At 69.7% G+C, this 16338-nt stretch carries 13 protein-coding genes and 1 tRNA gene; 3 read left to right on the top strand and 11 right to left on the bottom strand.

Translation table 11 applies throughout. From position 1 onward, the window contains the following. Nucleotides 1-29: 29 nt before the first annotated feature. A complete protein-coding gene (locus QOZ81_RS12695; protein WP_291205812.1) occupies nucleotides 30-359 on the bottom strand; it encodes a hypothetical protein in 330 nt (109 codons plus the stop codon). Nucleotides 360-513: 154 nt separating this feature from the next. Between QOZ81_RS12695 and QOZ81_RS12690 the strand changes: the two genes are divergently transcribed. Beyond that, nucleotides 514-660 (top strand): hypothetical protein, encoded by a 147-nt coding sequence (locus QOZ81_RS12690; protein ID WP_291205815.1) that lies wholly within the window; start codon nucleotides 514-516, stop codon nucleotides 658-660. Nucleotides 661-746: 86 nt separating this feature from the next. Here QOZ81_RS12690 and QOZ81_RS12685 read toward each other — a convergent pair whose 3' ends face one another. Continuing rightward, on the bottom strand, nucleotides 747-1397 hold the full coding sequence (locus QOZ81_RS12685) for a response regulator transcription factor (RefSeq protein ID WP_291205818.1): 651 nt from the start codon (nucleotides 1395-1397) through the stop codon (nucleotides 747-749). A 63-nt stretch (nucleotides 1398-1460) separates the two neighbouring features. Then, nucleotides 1461-4493, bottom strand: a complete 3033-nt coding sequence (locus QOZ81_RS12680) for a sensor histidine kinase (RefSeq protein ID WP_300714785.1) — start codon at nucleotides 4491-4493, stop codon at nucleotides 1461-1463. A gap of 300 nt (nucleotides 4494-4793) precedes the next feature. On the opposite strand from QOZ81_RS12680, the gene QOZ81_RS12675 reads away from it, so the two are divergent. Both QOZ81_RS12675 and QOZ81_RS12670 read left to right on the top strand, forming a co-directional pair. Beyond that, nucleotides 4794-5906 carry an ABC transporter permease gene (locus tag QOZ81_RS12675; protein ID WP_291205824.1) on the top strand — a complete coding sequence of 371 codons (1113 nt, stop codon included), beginning with the start codon at nucleotides 4794-4796 and terminating at the stop codon, nucleotides 5904-5906. 1 nt (nucleotide 5907) lies between these two features. After that, nucleotides 5908-6588 carry an ABC transporter ATP-binding protein gene (locus QOZ81_RS12670; protein WP_291205827.1) on the top strand — a complete coding sequence of 227 codons (681 nt, stop codon included), beginning with the start codon at nucleotides 5908-5910 and terminating at the stop codon, nucleotides 6586-6588. On the opposite strand, the gene QOZ81_RS12665 is transcribed toward QOZ81_RS12670, so the two are convergent. The 8 genes from QOZ81_RS12665 to QOZ81_RS12630 all read right to left on the bottom strand — a co-directional run bounded on the left by QOZ81_RS12665 (nucleotide 6569) and on the right by QOZ81_RS12630 (nucleotide 16338). Then, a complete protein-coding gene (locus QOZ81_RS12665) occupies nucleotides 6569-9256 on the bottom strand; it encodes a PEP/pyruvate-binding domain-containing protein (protein WP_291205830.1) in 2688 nt (895 codons plus the stop codon). The two genes, QOZ81_RS12670 and QOZ81_RS12665, sit on opposite strands and share 20 nt — an antisense overlap. A gap of 3 nt (nucleotides 9257-9259) precedes the next feature. Continuing rightward, entirely contained in the window at nucleotides 9260-10192 is a 933-nt protein-coding gene (locus QOZ81_RS12660; RefSeq protein ID WP_291205832.1) for a UbiA family prenyltransferase, read from the bottom strand. Continuing rightward, nucleotides 10189-12798: a PEP/pyruvate-binding domain-containing protein gene (locus tag QOZ81_RS12655; RefSeq protein WP_291205834.1), complete on the bottom strand. Its 2610-nt coding sequence runs from the start codon at nucleotides 12796-12798 to the stop codon at nucleotides 10189-10191. The genes QOZ81_RS12660 and QOZ81_RS12655 overlap by 4 nt, the downstream gene beginning before the upstream one ends. Next, nucleotides 12799-13392, bottom strand: coding sequence for a CDP-archaeol synthase (locus QOZ81_RS12650; protein ID WP_291205837.1), 594 nt, complete (start codon nucleotides 13390-13392; stop codon nucleotides 12799-12801). Beyond that, nucleotides 13389-14294, bottom strand: coding sequence for a phosphatidylserine decarboxylase (locus tag QOZ81_RS12645; RefSeq protein ID WP_291205839.1), 906 nt, complete (start codon nucleotides 14292-14294; stop codon nucleotides 13389-13391). The genes QOZ81_RS12650 and QOZ81_RS12645 overlap by 4 nt, the downstream gene beginning before the upstream one ends. After that, nucleotides 14291-15400, bottom strand: coding sequence for a hypothetical protein (locus QOZ81_RS12640; protein WP_291205842.1), 1110 nt, complete (start codon nucleotides 15398-15400; stop codon nucleotides 14291-14293). The genes QOZ81_RS12645 and QOZ81_RS12640 overlap by 4 nt, the downstream gene beginning before the upstream one ends. 424 nt (nucleotides 15401-15824) lie before the next feature. Then, a tRNA-Pro gene (locus QOZ81_RS12635) sits at nucleotides 15825-15901 on the bottom strand. 35 nt (nucleotides 15902-15936) lie between these two features. Next, nucleotides 15937-16338: a helix-turn-helix domain-containing protein gene (locus tag QOZ81_RS12630; protein WP_291205844.1), complete on the bottom strand. Its 402-nt coding sequence runs from the start codon at nucleotides 16336-16338 to the stop codon at nucleotides 15937-15939.

Raw genomic sequence — 16338 nt, 5'->3', positions numbered from 1 at the left:
CGTGGAATGTCTTGCAGCACCCGCCGGAGTCATTCCGCCCCCAGGGGTGCCGGCCTCATCTCCCCCGCGGTGGCCGCCCGATGCCGGATCCTCTTCCAGGTGACGATGGCCACCAGGGTGGAACAGGCCAGGAAGTTGCCCAGCAGCACGGCTGACATCTTCGGGGCGTGGAGCACCAGCCGGCTGTAGAAGTGGCCCGTGAGGTGCGCCACGGCGAAATAGCTCCAGGTGGCCCGCGAGATGGCGCTGGCGCCGTTCGGGCACCTCAGCGCGGCCATGATCTGCGGCAGGTAGGCGAACAGACGGAAGGTGTTGGTGACCACGAACAGCCAACTCACCAGGTCCACGGTGCTGGGCATGGTTTCTCCCCTGGGATGCCGGCCCATCCGGGGCCAGTGGCGTTCGGTGGATGGAGGATCTCGACGTCAGTCCCTGGATTGCTCCGCAGAGAACGGATCGCGGACGAGGGTGGCTCCGGATTCGATCCTGGCGAAATACCTCCGGATTCGACCCGTGGACCCCAGGCAGAAGGCCAGGATCGCCCTCCACGAGGGCGGCGCTGAAGCGACAGGCACGGAGGAAGGGGTGCTGGCCGAGACGGGCATGACGAGCCTCCACCCAGGGTCGCGGGTGCCGGGTCTCGGCACGACGGACCGCTGATGGGCCCAGATTGCGACTGGAAGCGATCCGCGGGCAGAGCATGAACATGCGTTTTTTTCTGATTCGTGATCAATTGCAGTGCGCCTTCAGGAGATGAGACCTTGGCGCAGAGCCTTGCTCACCGCTTCGGACTTGGAGTGCACGTGCAGCTTCTCGTAGATGCTGCGGATGTAGTTGCGGACGGTGTTCTCGCTGACTCCGAGCAGGTCCGCGGCCTCGGCATAGCCATGTCCTTCCGCCAGGAGCGCCAGGAGCTGGAGTTCCCTCGGGGTGAGCTGCCGCTCCGGGGGTTCGGGCCGCGGCGTCTTGCGGAACAGCACCACCACCTTCCGGGCGATCTCCGGGGACATGGGCGAGCCGCCATCACGGGCCTCCTGGATCGCTTCCAGCAGCCGCGCCGGCGGCGTCTTCTTCAGCAGGTAGCCGGCCGCACCATTGCAGATGGATTCGAACACGCTCTCCTGTTCGCCGTAGACCGAGAGCATCAGGACTTCGATGGCGGGCCAGCGATCCTTGATGATCCGCACCCCTTCCCGGCCTGACATGCCGGGCAGGTTGATGTCCATGAGCAGGACGTCCGGTGCGTCCCGGGCCAGGGCCGGCAGGGCCTCCTCCACCGATTCGTAGGCGCCGGTGCAGTGGAAGCCGGGACTGCCATGGATCAGCAGGCGCAACCCCTCCCGCGTGGAGCCGTCGTCCTCGACCAGGGCCACCTTGATCGCCGTGCGCTCATTCATCCTGGGCCTGGGGGTGGTGAGGTTCCATGGTAGGGGTTGGGGGCGCTGGGGGGGATGGCATGATCATGCTCCCCCCCGGAAGGGCAGGTCGAGGCGGATGGTGGTGCCCTCGGGGCCCGACGCGACGTCCAGGTGGCCTCCGATGTCATGGGCGCGGACCTGCATGTTGATGAGCCCCCGCCCCCGCTGGGATCCCGTGGACTCCGATCCCGGCGGTTCGGGGGGCAGGCCGGAGCCGTCGTCCCGGATCTGGGCGGTGAGCCGACCCTGCCCCAGGGCCACCTGCAGGTTCATGGAGCGGCATCCGGAGTGCTTGAGCGCGTTGTTGATGGCCTCCTTCAGGATGAGGTACATGCCCCGGCGTTGCTCGGGCGTGAGCTTCACCTTGGCGGGATCCGGCGGCAGGGTCATCGTCCAGCGGATGTCCTTCGCCTGGAGCGAGGCGGAGGCGAACTGCCCGATGCGGGCCAGCAGGTGCTGGAGGTCGTCCCGCTTGGGGTTGATCGACCACACGATCTCGGCCATGGAATCCACCAGGTCGCGCGACGACTCGGCGATCTCCGAGAGGAAACGAGCCGTCTCCGGCTGGTCCTCCGGCGTGCGCCGTTTCACCACCTCGCTGAGAATGGCGATGCGGGAGAGGCTGGCGCCGATGTCGTCGTGGAGATCGGCGGCGATCCGGGTGCGGATGCGCTCCACCTCCAGCAGGTGCCTGAGCCGGTAGTTGTAGCCAAGCCAGGCAACCCCGAGAAGGGAGCCTGCGGCGACCGTGAGGAACCACCAGCGTATCCAGAGGGGGGGAAGGATCGTGAAGCGGAATTCGGCGGGAGGGTCGCTGGTCCTGCCTTCCTCACCCATGGCCCGGACCTGGAAGTGGTAGTGGCCGGGGGCGAGGTTGGCCAGATCCACCCTGCGGTCCAGGCTGGCCCTGCTCCAGTCGTCCGATACCCCTCGCAGCCGATACTGGTAGCGGAGGGTGTTCCCACCCAGGCCTCCAGGGCTGGTGAAATCCACCTCGATGCGGTTCTGGCCGGCGGGAAGGTCCGGCAGGTCCCACTCCGGGGCACCTGATTCAGGAAGCGCTCTGGCCGTTCCTGCCACCCGGAGCGAAATCAGGAAGATCGGGGGTGGCTGCTCGGGCTTCGGCGCGGGCGGGACGTAGCGGGACAATCCGCCGCTGAGGCCGAACCACAAGGTGCCTTCCCGGTCCCGGATGGCCGCCCGCGGGACGCCAGAGGCCAGCCCCTGGGCCTCGGACAGGTGCAGGACCCGCCCGTGCTCCAGATCAACCCGGTCGATCCCGGCCCCGGTGCCCACGTAAACCCGGCCCCAGCGATCCTCCACGCAACTCCAGATGGAATTGCCCGCCAGTCCCTGGTCGGTGGTGAAGGCGCGGACGTGCGGCACGGCCGCGGTGGGATCCTCGATGATGCGGACGCCGCCCCTGGAGCAGGCCACCCAGAGCCGCCCGCTGCCATCCAGCATCATCGAGCGGATCCAGCAGGCCGGGATCCCATCCGCCTCGGTGAAGAGGTCGAACCGACCATTCCTGAAGCGGCCCAGTCCTGCTCCGTTGAAGGCGACCCAGACGTTCCCCGCCTGGTCCTCCGCGAAGGCCGTGGCCAGGGAAGGCCGTTCGGGAATGCCCGCCTTGCCGTTGAAACCCTCGATCCTGTCGCCGGCCCGCACCCAGCGGCCCAGGCCGTTGAGGGGGTTGGCGACGGTGGAGAACCAGATGTCGCCGCGGCTGTCCTCGAATACCGCGAAGACTTCGTCGGAGCCCGAGCCGGAGATCTGCTGGACCTTGTAGGTCCTGGCATGCCTGGCCCCCGGGAGGGCCGCCGCGCTGGGGGTGACCTCGAACCGGCAGAGTCCCTGGTCCGTGGCACACCACCAGGCTCCCAGGTGGTCCTGGAGCAGAGGCTGGTGCCAGCCCCAGCCCGGTCGGTGGCTGCCCGGAGGCATGCGCAGGGTACTGGAAAGCAGCCGGTTGCCCACCATCCGGCGGATCTTGAAAAGGGTGTCATTGGCCGTGACCGCCACCAAGGCACCCGTCCGGTCCTCCAGGAGGGAATTGATCCGCTGAAACGGCCGGTCACTGGGCACGTAGGTGGTCAGCCCATCCAGAATCCAGCGCTGGGCGCCGTGATCGGTCCCGACCCAGAGCTCCCCGCGGGCGCCCTCGGCCAAGGCAAGCACTGGGACCTCCAGCCCCTCGTCCAGGCCATAGCTGTCCACCTTGGCGCGCTCGATGAGGCTCAGGCCCACGCCTGTGCCCACGATGATCTTGCCTTCCCCCGTGCGGAGGAGAACGTCGCTCACGAGGTCCGGGAAGCCGTTCCCGCGGGTGTATGTTTCGAGGACCTCAAGCCTGGAAGCCCCGGCGGACAGCCTCAGCCGGCCGACGCCCTTGCGGGTGGCCACCCAGAAGCTGCCGTCACCGGCGACCGCCAAGCTGCGGACCCAGGTGTCCGGCAGGCCATCGGCCTTGGTATAGCGACCCACGCGGCCGTCCGGTTCCAGACTGTAGAGCCCGCTGCCGGCCCCGATCCAGAGGCCACCGCCATCCTTGCCGGCCAGGGCGGTGACGATGGGATCGTCCGTGGTTTTCTCCGGGAAGCCCAGGTTGATGGACCTCAGGGAGCCCGGGCCGGGCGAACGATCCACCCGGAAGAGGCCGGCGTGGGTGCCGCACCACAGCACACCGGTCCGGTCCTCGAAGAGGCAGGTGACCGACAGGTTTCTGGAGGAGACGGGCACGACCCGCCGCCCACCGCCGGTCGGCGGTCCCCCTGGCACGGCCATGTCCAGCCGGAACAGGCCCTGGCTGGTGGCGATCCAGCAGCTGCCGTCCCGGGCCTGGAGGAAGTCGTTCACCGCATGGGCGGGCCAGCCAGCGTCTGCCCCGAAGCGGACGAAGTCATGGCCATCGAATCGGGCGATGCCTTCGGTGCTGCAGAACCAGAGAAACCCGTGCGAGTCCCGGACAATGCGATTGATCCCTCCCCCGGGCAATCCATCGGAGGCCGAGAAGCTCTTGATGGGGAGCCGTTGTCCGCTCAGGGCGGAAGACACCATCAGGGTGAGGGCTGCCACGACCGATCGGAGGATCCTCATCTCAGGGCGGACACCTCGAGGGGAAAGAGGGGGAGCCGGATGCATGCGTGATCCAGAGGCAGGACATTCCGTTCATGAAGGGAGGAGACCCCGATGGTAACCGGCCCTTCAAGGGGTTCTGCCTGATTCCTGGGACCCCGAGAATGCCGGCCCAGATTGACGCACGCTGGCCTCAGGGCAAGGACCCCGTCCCTCGAATCCGCCGACTGGATGCGCCCACGGCCATCGCGGAAGGTTCAATGGGCAGGGGGTTGCGCCTGCCAGTGGCTACACTGGGCCATGCGGATCCGGAACCCCCTGCTGGGCGAGGTCGGACGGTTCGCCATGACCGTGGCGGCCATCGGCGCCTGCACGCTGATGATGGTGTTCCTGTGGGCCACCTACCAGAGCGTCAACGCGGGGGCCGTGGATTACATCCGCCGCACCCGCGCCGACATCTGGATGCTGCAGGCCAACGCCACCAACATCATCCGCGGCTCCTCGATCATGACCCTGGAGGAGGGCCAGGCGGTCCTGGAGACGAAAGCCGTGGCCTCGGCCTCGCCCGTGCTGCTGCTGCTCTCGTCCGTGAAGCTGCAGGGGCGCTTCTACACCCTCTTCCTCACGGGCTACCGGCGCGAGGCGCCGACGGGAGGGCCGCCCATCATCGCGGCGGGAAGGGCCCTCGCGGGCGATGACGAAATCGTGCTGGACGAGGTGTTCGCCCGGAAACACCATCTGGTCCTGGGCCAGACCCTGGAGATCCAGGGCGTGCCGCTGCAGGTGGTGGGCCTGAGCCGCGGCACCAACGCCATGGTCATCCAGTACGCCTTCGTGAGCCTGGAGCGGGCCCAGGGCTTCATCCAGCTGCCGGGACTCATCTCCTTCGTGGCGATCCGGATCGGGCCGGGCGAGACGGTACCGGCGGTCCTGCAGGCCCTGCGTGCGGCCCAACCCGAGATGAACTTCTTCTCGGACGCCCAGTTCATCGAGAACAACGTGCTGGAGATGCAGACGGGCTTCCTGGCCTTCCTCTTCATCATCACGCTCATGGGCGCTCTGGTGCTCGCCGTCATCCTGGCGCTGCTGCTGTCGCTGGACATCCTGGAGCGCCGCCGGGACTTCGTGATCATGAAGGCCCTGGGCGCGCCGCGCAGCTACCTGCGGGGCCTGGTGGCGGCGAAGGCCCTGCTGCTCGGGGGTTGCGGCGGCGGCCTGGGGCTGGCCCTCTTCCTGCCGCTGCGGGCCCTGGTGCGCGTTCTGGCGCCGGAGCTGGAGACCCAGGTCTATCCGGCGCAGATGGCCCTCGTGCTGGCCGGCGTCCTGGTGATCTGCCTGGCCAGCGCCCTGGTCGCCACGCGCCGCATCGCGGGCTTCTACGCCCTTGAAGCCTTCCGGGCCAGGGGGGACTGACATGGCCGTGGTGGAACTCGCAGGCGTCTCCAGGCAGTTCGGCGAGGGCGAGGGCCGGCGGCTGGTCCTGGACCGCGTGGACTTCCAGGCGGAGGCCGGCGAGATCGTCCTCGTCCTGGGGCCCAGCGGGAGCGGGAAGACGACCCTGCTCACCACCCTTGCGGGGTTGACCCCGCCCTCCAGCGGGCAGGTGCGCCTCTTCGGGCGGGACCTCGGCGGCCTGCACCCGGATGAGCTGCAGACCCTGCGGGCCCGGAACATCGGCTTCATCTTCCAGAATTTCCTGCTCATCGAATCCCTGACGGGCCGCGAGAACGCCGAGCTGGCCCTGCGCTTCGCGGGCTGGAAGGCCGGGCCCGCCGCCCAGCGGAGCCGGGAGGTCTTCCTGAGCCTGGGCATCCCCCACCTCGGCGAGTGCCGCGCCGCGACCATGAGTCATGGCGAGAAGCAGCGCGTGGCCGCGGCCCGCGCCTTCGGGCCCTCGCCAGGCCTGATCCTGGCGGACGAGCCCACGGCCAGCCTGGAGTTCCACCAGGGCCAGGAGGTGATCCGCATGCTCCACGAGTACATCCGCGAAGGGGGCCGCACCGCCATCGTCACCAGCCATGACACGCGGCTGGCGGAGCTCGCCGACCGCGTGCTGTCGTTGCAGGAAGGTCGGCTCAGCCCCGTCGCACCGTGACGGTGCCGCGGCCCGAGTCCAGGCTGAGCTGATCGCCGCTCCGGATCCGCCGGGCGGCGTCCGTGACACCCACGAGGGTCGGCAGGCCCAGCTCCCGGCCGATGATGGCGGTGTGCGAGAGCAGGCTGCCCTTCTCCACGATGAGCCCCCGGGCCTGGAGCATGAGGAACACCCAGCCGGGGTCCGTCATCCGCGCCACCAGGACCTTTCCCCTGGCGTCCGTGACCGTGCCGGGATCCGCCACCACCAGGGCCCCGCCGCTGACCTGGCCCGGTGCGCAACCCAGGCCGGAGAGGGTGAATCCAGCCGCGTCCCCGGCCCCGGATCCCGGCTCGCCCAGAGTCGTGGCCAGGACCCGCTCGGCTTCGGCCAGGCTGCCCTTCCAGACGATCCGCTCCGGCGGGGACAGGGCCGCCTGGGCTGACTGCTCGGCCCGCCTGGTGGCGACCTTCGCTTCGAGCGCGGTTGCGCCGAGGGTGGCCGCGCCGAAGGCCTCGTCCACCGTCAGGTAGAAGATGTCGTCGACCTGGTGGAGGAGACCCTCCTGGGCCAGGCGCTCCCCGGCGGCCAGGAAGATCCGCCGGACCATGCGGTAGAACTCGCCGCGCTTCAGGCGGCTGGCTTCCCGGTGGAGGATCGAGGCCTTGGCCCGCGCCAGGCAGAACGAGAAGACGACTCGTGTCACTGGACGGGGCCCGGCGCTGGCGAGCAGGCCCTCCGCCCGGGCGCGGATGGCGGCCTCGCGGGCCTCCATGTCCGCGGCGCGCAGGCCCTGGCTGGCGCAGGCCGCGACCTGGCGGAGCAGCAGCCAGGGGGCCTCGGCATGGCTGGGCCGTTCCAGCTTGAGTTCCTCGAAGGTCCGGGAGCCGCAGCGCTGGAGGTAGTCAGCCAACGCCGTGTTGAAGTCTGCGATGGCCGAGGCCTCTTCCGGTGAAGTGGCGGCATCAGCCGGCAGCCGGTCCAGCCGGGCCTCGGCGGCGGCCAGGGCCGCGGCGAGCAGGCCCGGATGATCCTGGAGCCGCTCCCCGAGGCGGATGGCTTCCCGGGCGGGCTGGAGGCTCGCCATGCCCGCCAGACCGCAGAGCAGGCCGTTGAACGCCTCGAGGGCCGCCTCCGGCGGGAGGAGGCGGCGCAGGGACCACTGGGCCAGAGCCGTGAACAGGAAGGCGAAGCCGTCGTTGATGAGCGTGAGCTCCCAGCCGTCCACCATGCGGGCGCCCAGGTCGTCGTAGAGGGACCGCAGCGCATCGAGGCCCCCCCGGGAAGCGGTCTGGAGGCGCGCGTCGAAATTCGATTTGAGCGCTTCGAAGCGCGCCAGCAGCGCAGCCATCGAGCGGCGCAGGCGCAGGAACTCGCCCAGCAGGCGAAGCCCGATGCGCAGCGCCCGCGGACCTGCGAGGAGGCGGGTGGCGAGGCCGGGGCCGCCCGGAGCCCCTTCCGCGGCGCGGATGCCCAGCATGCCCTCCCAGATGGGGATGAAGCGCGACGCGAAGGGCAGGAGCGAGAAGAGGGCGTACCAGTTCTCCAGGCTGTAATAGATGCGCCCCTGGAAGTGGACGACCATCTGGTCCAGGTGGGCGGCGCTGCGGTCCAGCTCCGCCGCCCGGAGGCCCAGTCGGAGGGCGAAGTTGCGGAAGATGCGCGCGTAGGCCTGCTGGACGAAGGCGAAGGTGAGCGGCGCGGAGATCCCGGGATAGCTCTCGACGATGTTGCTGTTGTCCAGGAGGTGGATCTCCCCCGCGGGCAGGGCGGTGATGGGCCGGGCCTGCAGCAGGTGGAACCGGGTGTCGAAGGCCCACTCCAGGTCCACCCAGTCCCCCAGGGCCCGCTCGGCCCGCAGGCAGAGACCGGCCAGCTCAGCCACCTGCTCCGGGCCCAGGCAGGGCGCCCGGCGCAGTGCCTCCGGCACCGGCTCCCGGCGCAGGCCCCGGCCCGCGGCGGCGTCCTTCACGAGGCGCTCGGCCTTCACGGCTTGGGTGGACCGGATCGCGCCGCTCCGCCGGTCGATCCGGATGAGGTCCGTCTCGAACTCCCCCGAGACGACCCCGGGACCGAGGCCGTAGGTGGCGCTCAGGAGCAGCTCCCCCAGGTTGCCGTCGGGGCTGACGGAGAAGGCGATGCCCGAGACCTGCGCTTCCACCATGCGCTGGAGGATGACCGCCATGCCGGGGGCCGCAGCCCCGAGGCCGTGATGGAGCCGGTACCTCGCGGCGCCGGCGCTGAAGTAGCTCCGCCAGCAGGCCAGGACGGCCTGCTCCAGGCCCTCGGCCGGGACGCAGAGGAAGGACTGCAGCTGGCCGGCAAAGCTGGCTTCGGGAGAATCCTCCACGCAGGCCGAGGAGCGTACCGCGAACAGGTCCGCTCCCGGCAGGTGCTCCAGGGCCGCGCCGCGGAGGGCGTCCGGCGGCAGGACCAGCGCATCCACCGCGGCTCGCCCGCGCGCGCAGAGGGCCTCCAGGCCCGATCGGTCCTCCGGCGACGCGGCGGCCAGTCCGGCATGGAAGTCCCCGAGGGCGGGCCCCAGGGCGCGCCGGAAGGTGTCGGCGGAAAGGCAGAACCAGTCGGGTACGGGCAGGCCCGCGGCTCCGAGCCTCGCCAGCCCCAGGGCCTTGCCCCCGCAGGCCTCCACGCGAAGCTCGTCGCGGGGGTCGAGCAGGCGCCAGTCCACGGCCTACCCCATCCCGCCGGCGCGGGGTCCGCGCAGGGCCAGGTCGCAGAAGGCGATGGCGTAGAAGGCGATGGCGTAGGCCTGCCCGACCATGCCGAGCTTCGGGCCATCGGCTTCCGGCTGGATGATGAAGCGCAGGAGGGCGCCGGCGAACAGGAGGAAGGCCGCCATCTGCGCCGCCAGGGCCAGGATCGAGGTGCCGAGGCGCGGGCCCAAGGCCACCACCAGACCCAGCATGCCCAGGGCCACGGTCAGGGTCAGGAGCGCTGCGCGGCGGGGACCGAGCAGCGACGAATAGGTCTGGTACTGCGTTTCCTCGGAGGGCCGGCGGAGCTTCCGCGAAAGCTCCCACAGGAGCGCCGGCAGGTAGAAGAGCAGGCAGATCAGGAGGTCCCCGCGCCGGGCCACGAAGGGGGATGGCAACCCCGGGTCCGCGCCCAGCCATCCCAGCGCGCAGAGCTGCAGCAGGAAGGCCGACGGATTGTGGCTCAGGAGGGCCAGGAACAGATGGCTGGTGATGAGCCGGGGCAGGAAGAAGTACCTGAACATCAGCAGGCCGTAGATGAGCAGGGCGAGGTAGTACCCGTTGAGCCGGGGGACGAGCAGCTGGACGCCGATCAGCCCCGCGAGCGCCACCCACCACAGGAGCCACAGGTCGCCCGGAGTGATCCGCCCCGAAGGCAGGAGGCGTTCCGGGAAGTGGATCTTGTCGGATTCGGAATCCTTGAGCTCGTCCGAGACGCGCAGGAAGAGCAGGAAGAGGAAGGTCCCGAGAATGCCCGCCAGGGTGGCTCGTCCCAGGCGGGGCGGGAGGCCCCGGGCGGCGAGCAGGGACCAGGCCAGGGCGAGGTAGCTGATGGCCGCGAAGGGCGCCGTGAGCAGGGGCGGGTAGGTGGTGGACAGGTAGAGCCACAGGCGCCTCGGGGAAGGGGTCATCGCGGTCCCCCCTCATCGAAGCGGACCTGCCCCGCGTGCCCATCGAGGCTGGCGCGCTGGGCGCCGGCCGCCGCAGACAGCAGGCCCTTCACCGCCAGCACCGCCGGGATGCCGTACTCCCGGGAGATCACGGCCGCGTGGGAGAGCAGGCCGCCGGTCTCCGTCGCCACCCCGGCGATGAGGCCGAAGCAGGGGGTCCAGCCCGGGTCGGTGTACCGGGTGAGGAGGATGTCGCCCTGGGCGAGGCGGTCCGCCTCGAAGATGTCGGCGATGAGGCGGGCGGGGCCTTCGGCCTGGCCGGGGCTGCAGGGCAGGCCGGTGAGGGCGCCCTCACCGGCCTGCCGGCTCATCCCGCCGGGCTGAAAGTCCCGACCCCGGCCCAGCTCATCCGGGTTCTGGAAGTTCCGGAAGGAGTCGTAGTAGGCGCGGTGGAGGCGGATGCGTTCCTTGACGTCCGTTCGGGTCGCGCGCCCGTCCAGGAGGCCGAACAGGTCCGCCAGGTCGAGGAAGAAGACATCCTCGGCGGTGGCCAGCCAGCCCCCTTCCAGGAGCCGTCCGGCCAGGTGCAGCGTGACCTTCCGGACGAGGTGGTAGTGCCGGGTGGACAGGTCGCGGTATTCCTCCCGCCACCAGAGGAAGCGGCGCATGCGCTCGATCTTCCGCGCCGAGGCCTTCCGTTTCCAGGGCGGCAGGGACTCGATGAAGCGCTGCCGCTCCTGTTCCGCCGCCAGGGACTGGGCGGCCGTGTGGTCCTGCGGCGAGTGGGCGTCGTCGAGGTCGATGAGCTGCCGGAGGCTGGAGAGGACCTGGGAGGGGTCCTCGTCCAGCCGGGGCACCCGGATGTCCAGCTCCCGGGTCGAATGGAACTTGAAGGCTTCGATGTGGGCGCGCAGTTCCTCGAAGCCCGGGCCCGGCTCACCGGAGCGCAGGGCTTCGGAAATGCGGAGGAGGGGGGTGTCCCGCCAATAGGCGCAGGCGCCGGGGGAGGTCCGCAGCTGTCGCGAGAGCTCCCACAGCCGGTAGTTCGGCTGGAGGTGGGAGAGTTCCTGCAGGCCCGACAGGAGCAGGAGGATGTCGGCGCCCTGCTTCTGCAGCTCGCCCTTGTACAGGCTCTGGAAGTTGCTGTTGTTGAAGATGAGGTGGAAGTAGGCGTACTCGCTGCGGAAGAAGTCCTGCTCGATGAAGGTCCAGTAGAAGGCGAAGAAGGCCTGCTCGTCCAGGCTGTGCAGGTCCAGGCCGTCCAGCTCCCGCAGCCTCGCCAGCTGCCGGGCTCGGAAGGCCTCACAGGCTTCCAGTTCGGCCTGGAATGAGCGCTTCAGCGCCAGGACGACCCGGAGGGCCCGCCACAGGCTGCCAAGGCCCAGCCGGGAGGTGCGTCCCTCTCCCGCGTAGGCCGGCTCGATGCCCAGGTCCGCATCGAAGTGGCGCTCCGTGAAGCCGGGCAGGCGCTCGAGGCAGGTCTTGATGATGCCGACGTTCCAGTAGGGCCGCCCGAAGAACATGTCCCCCCAGACGATCCCTTCCACGGCATCGATCATTCGCACGGAGCGCAGGTATTCGGGCATGGCCCGTTCCCAGACCAGGTCGTAGAGGGCCCACATGAAGGGCGTGCAGACCGTGGAGGACACGCCCCCGTCCTTGAAGTCCGCCGTGGTCCACTCGCCTTCCAGGTCGCGGACGTGGATGCGCGTCTCGGGCCGGCTCTGCAGGATGTGGAGGGTCCCCTCGGCGAAGGCCCACTCGATGTCCACCGGGTAGCCGCTGCGGCGCTGGATGTCGAGGGCCGCGCCGCAGAGCTGGCCCAGCGCCTCTGGGGACAGCACGGGAGCCTCCGCCAGCTTCGGATCGAGGCGCCCTTCCATGACGCCCCCACCGTCTGCGCAGGCCACCTTCCATTCCTTGCGGGCCACGCTCCGCTCGACCTCCCGGCCCGCGAACCAGTCGAAGCGGTAGCAATCCGGGGTCACCCGGCCCTGGACGAGGCTCTCGCCGAGGCCGTGGACGGCTTCCACGAGCATCACCGTGTCTCTGCCGCCGATGGGATCGACCGTGAACAGCACGCCGCTGTGGTCCGCCCGCACCATGCGCTGGAGGATGACGGCCATGGCCGAGGATTCCAGCGGGAGTCCCCGTTCCTGGCAGTAGCTCACGGCGCCCGGGTTGTACAGGGAGGCCCAGCAGGCCAGGATGGACCGGGTGATCTGCTCGACCGTGACCTGGTGCAGGAAGCTGGAGTACTGGCCGGCGAAGGAATGCCCGGGCAGGTCCTCCTGGATGGCGCTGGAACGGACGGCCCAGCTCTGCCCAGGATGGGCCGACACCCAGGCCCGGACCGCCCCGTCGAGCCAGGGTGGAGGCGCGGCCGCCAGGATGAGCCCCCGCCAGTGATCGCAGACCTCCGCCGGGGACGCCCCTTCGCCCGGGGTCGTGGCGGCGATTCCGGTCTCAGCCAGGAACCGCCGGAAGGCGGAGGCCGGAAGGACGGCGCCGGGGGGGACGGGCAAGCCCCAGGTCAGCAGCTCCAGCAGACCCCTGGCCTTCCCGCCGAGCTCCGCAGGTGGCAGGGGGTCGGCCAGGAGTTCCGTGAAGTCATGAATGAGCTTCATCTAGGCCGCCTGCTTCCTGAGACCCACCAGGTAGAGGACCGCATTCACGGCGAGGTGCACGCCGGTGCCGATGAGCAGGAGCAGGAGCCCCGTGCGCCACCCGTACGGGTAGAAGAGGCGCAGGGCCACCAGGCACCCGAGGACGGAATCGCCCTGGTCGATCAGCAGGAAGAGGGCTCCCCGCAAGCCCGGGACATTGGCGCCGGGCCGGACGCCCAGGCGGCGCTTCATGAAGCTGTTCGGGAGCTCGGCCAGGACGTAGCCCAGGCCCCAGAGCGCCCCGAGCACGGGCACGAGCCGGGGTGGGAAGGATGCGAAGGGCACCAGGGACAGGGCCCGCGCCCCGGGGAGGGTGGCGTCCAGGGCGGCCTGGAGCGAGAACCAGACGGAGGCGAAGGCGATCATGCCCAGGAAGCCCTTCCAGGTCTTGTTGTCGCCGAAGATCCGGGCCCCATCGCGCCAGCGCCGGCCGCCATCCATGGGCACGCGGAGGCGGCCGTGGAGGGGCAGCTTCACGTAGGCCATGTTGCAGATGCCCGCCAGGATGATGGGGGCCATGAGGTAGAGGAGCCTCGCCAGGGTGGCTGCCGTCATGGGGTGCCTCCCGCTGAGCCGAGGGCGCTGCCGCAGCGGACACCGGATTCGAGTCCCGTCGCGGAGTGGGCCAGGATGTCCTCGTCCAGCCGGAGGCGGCCCGGCTGGAAGACGAGCACGAGGGTCGATCCGTACGCGAAGTGGCCCTTCTCCTCCCCGCGCCGGAAGGCAGTTCCCGCAGGATGGTTCTGGACGATGCCATTCACCGTGAGGGCCGCCACCTCGACCTGGATGACCTGCCCGAAATGGTCGGTCTCCAGCACCGTCCACTCCCGCTCATTGCCCCCGAAGACATCGGAGCCGGCCGCCAGCGAGATGGGGGATACCGAGTGGAAGAAGCCGGGTACGCGGTGCACGGGGCCATGCGTCCCGGAATCGAAGTACACGAAGCGATGCGCGTCCGCCGGGCTGAGCCGGAACACGAGGAGGGTCCCGCCTTCCCAGGCGGCGGTGTCCAGGCCATGTCCCGTCAGGGCGGCGAGGCTGAAGGCGCGTCCCTTGACCGGGTAGGCCCGGCCCTGGGCACAGGGGTGCGCCAGCAGCTTCGCATCCGCCGGCGCGATGAGGGTGGCTTTCCCGGGGGCGATGGGGCGGCACTCGGGCTTCAGGCGGCGGGTGAAGAAGTCGTTGAAGGACATGAACGCCTCCACCGGCGACTCGAATTCCTCCGCATCGATCCCGTACCGCTCGATGAAGGGGCGGATCTGTCGGCGGCTGGCGGGCCGGTTCCACCGCCAGGCGTACCAGCGCGAAAAGGCCCGGCGCTTGAGGATGAGCTCCGTGAGGAGGCGGCCCAGCGCGCTGCCGTAGAGGAAGGCCATGGCGGACGCTTCGAACACCCGCTCCTCGGCCATGGCCTTCCGGTGGCGGTCGAAGTAGGGAAGGGTCGTCTCCGCGCTCATGGGACCAGGCTCCGGGCGTAGAGGTGGTACTCGTGGCGCTCCACGTGGGGAAAGCGGGCTTCGACCGAGGCGAAGGACGTCTCCTCGGCGACCAGGGCGATGATGAAGGGAACCTCCGCTTCGATGGCGTTGTGGCAGGCGGCGTGGGTGAGCAGGGAACCCACGCCCAGGTGGCCCGCCTCCCGCCGGATCCCCAGGTAGAGGTCGACGTGGGCGGGATTCGCCTCCCGCGCCAGGAGGTACCGCAGCCTGGCCAGGAGGGAGGAACGTCCCCGCATGGCGCGGAGGCCCCGCCCGGGATCCGGGAGGACGATGTTGAAGCCCACGTCCCGGCCCTGGGGATCCACGGCGATCTGGATGAGCTCCGGGTTCCAGACGGCCGTGAGGCCCCGGTACAGATCGCTGAACTCTCCGGGGGCCAGGGAGCTGAAGCCCAGGAAACTTGTGTACGAGTCCTCGATGATGGCGTGGATGGAGGCCAGCTCTGCATCGACCCGTGCCGGGTCCGGGTGGCGGATGCGAAAGCCCCGGGCCCGGGCCGAGGCAGCGAGCCTGACCTGATCGTCCCGGAGCAGTCGCGCCTCGGCAGGGGGGAGGAAGAGGCTGTGCCACCGCCGGATGGGCTTGAAGCCGGCGGCGCTGAACTGGCCCGGGTACCAGGGCTTGTGGGCGGGTTCCCCGTGGAAGGTGGAGTGACCGGAGCCCGAAGTCAGGAAGCGGTAGCCGGTCCAGATGGAGCCGTTCATGGGGCCCCAGGCCATTGCGCAGCCCTGCTCCCGCAGCCAGTCCTGGGCCCCGGCGAGGAGGGCCGCGGCCGCGGCGTCGTCCGCTTCGCACTCGTAGAGGCCGAGGGTGCCGAGGGGGGCGCCATCCACGGGGAGTCGTGCATTGATGAAGGCGGCGCAGCGTCCGACCGTCCGCCCGCCGCGGCGGGCCAGGAAGGCCTGGAAGCGCAGGAACGGCGAGCAGGGGTGCGACCCCGCGAACCACGCCCGCAATTCCGGATCGGGCACCGGGGAGAACGCCGCATCCCCGTCGTAGAGGCGCCGGGGCAAGGCGGCAAAGCGCTTCCAGTCCGGGAAAGTGGCTTGAACGACGTCGATCATGGTGGTTGACCGGAAGGATACCCCCGGGGGACCGGGCGGTCCTTTAAAAAACCATGGGATCGCCTTTGGGAAGAGGGGGCTACGCGGGGCACCGGTGGCGCGCACCAAGGCCCGCACCACTGATGATCCTGCCGAACCGGGCACTCCCGGCCTGAGGTTCGAATCCTCTCGAAACGATGGGTCAAAACATCAGAAGGGGCCCTCTGTGAGGGGCCCTTCACTGGATTGAGTGGTTCGTTCTCCGTATTTGGCGCCGCCACACCAGGGCACGGATTCGAACGCGTCTGGCTGCGCCAGCCGCCGGTCTTCCTCCGACGCGACATTCAGTCGCGTCTCCGGAATCCCATTCGGAGGTTCGAATCCTCTCGGTATGACGGGTCAAAACACCAGAAAGGGCCCTCTGTGAGGGCCCCTTCTGGTGTTTTGGTCGGCGCGAGAGGATTCGAACCTCCGACCCCTACCACCCCAAGGTAGTGCGCTACCAGGCTGCGCCACGCGCCGTGAACTATTGACTCTAGACCGGGTGGGGGCGGAGGTCAAGGTTTGGGTGGCGCGGAGAGCCTTTCGAACAGGGCCCGCACGGACTTGATGACGGGCTGGAGGTCGGTGCTGGTGCGGAGGAGCCGCGGGAAGGCGGCCTTGGGCTTCTGCACGGGGGCCGCGGGGAGCTCGTCGGCTTCCAGGCCCAGGTCGAGGCGCTGGACGAGGTGGCCGTGGGCCAGCAGCTCGGCGCAATCGGCCACGGTGAGGCCTTCACCCAGCCAGGCCTTGATGCGCTTGAGGCGGGGCAGCTCGTCCACGTGGTAGTAGCGGAGGTTGCCCTTGCTGCGCCGCGGCTTGATGTCGGGGATGACGTCTTCCCAGTAGCGCAGGTCCTTGGGGCCGACGCCCACCATCTGGGCGGCCTCGCCAATCTTGAACCACTTCTTGTCGCTCAC

The sequence above is a fragment of the Geothrix sp. genome, assembly GCF_030219325.1.
Classification (GTDB): Bacteria; Acidobacteriota; Holophagae; order Holophagales; family Holophagaceae; genus Geothrix.
The sequence above is the reverse complement of the archived record's forward strand: the minus strand, read 5'-3'. Positions and strand labels throughout refer to the sequence as shown.

What these genes read in the sequence shown, in the direction of transcription:
- QOZ81_RS12695 (WP_291205812.1), bottom strand. Translation starts at nt 359, where the DNA reads ATGCCCAGCACCGTGGACCTGGTGAGTTGGCTGTTCGTGGTCACCAAC.
- QOZ81_RS12685 (WP_291205818.1), bottom strand. Translation starts at nt 1,397, where the DNA reads ATGAATGAGCGCACGGCGATCAAGGTGGCCCTGGTCGAGGACGACGGC.
- QOZ81_RS12675 (WP_291205824.1), top strand. Translation starts at nt 4,794, where the DNA reads ATGCGGATCCGGAACCCCCTGCTGGGCGAGGTCGGACGGTTCGCCATG.
- QOZ81_RS12670 (WP_291205827.1), top strand. Translation starts at nt 5,908, where the DNA reads ATGGCCGTGGTGGAACTCGCAGGCGTCTCCAGGCAGTTCGGCGAGGGC.
- QOZ81_RS12660 (WP_291205832.1), bottom strand. Translation starts at nt 10,192, where the DNA reads ATGACCCCTTCCCCGAGGCGCCTGTGGCTCTACCTGTCCACCACCTAC.
- QOZ81_RS12655 (WP_291205834.1), bottom strand. Translation starts at nt 12,798, where the DNA reads ATGAAGCTCATTCATGACTTCACGGAACTCCTGGCCGACCCCCTGCCA.
- QOZ81_RS12650 (WP_291205837.1), bottom strand. Translation starts at nt 13,392, where the DNA reads ATGACGGCAGCCACCCTGGCGAGGCTCCTCTACCTCATGGCCCCCATC.
- QOZ81_RS12645 (WP_291205839.1), bottom strand. Translation starts at nt 14,294, where the DNA reads ATGAGCGCGGAGACGACCCTTCCCTACTTCGACCGCCACCGGAAGGCC.
- QOZ81_RS12640 (WP_291205842.1), bottom strand. Translation starts at nt 15,400, where the DNA reads ATGATCGACGTCGTTCAAGCCACTTTCCCGGACTGGAAGCGCTTTGCC.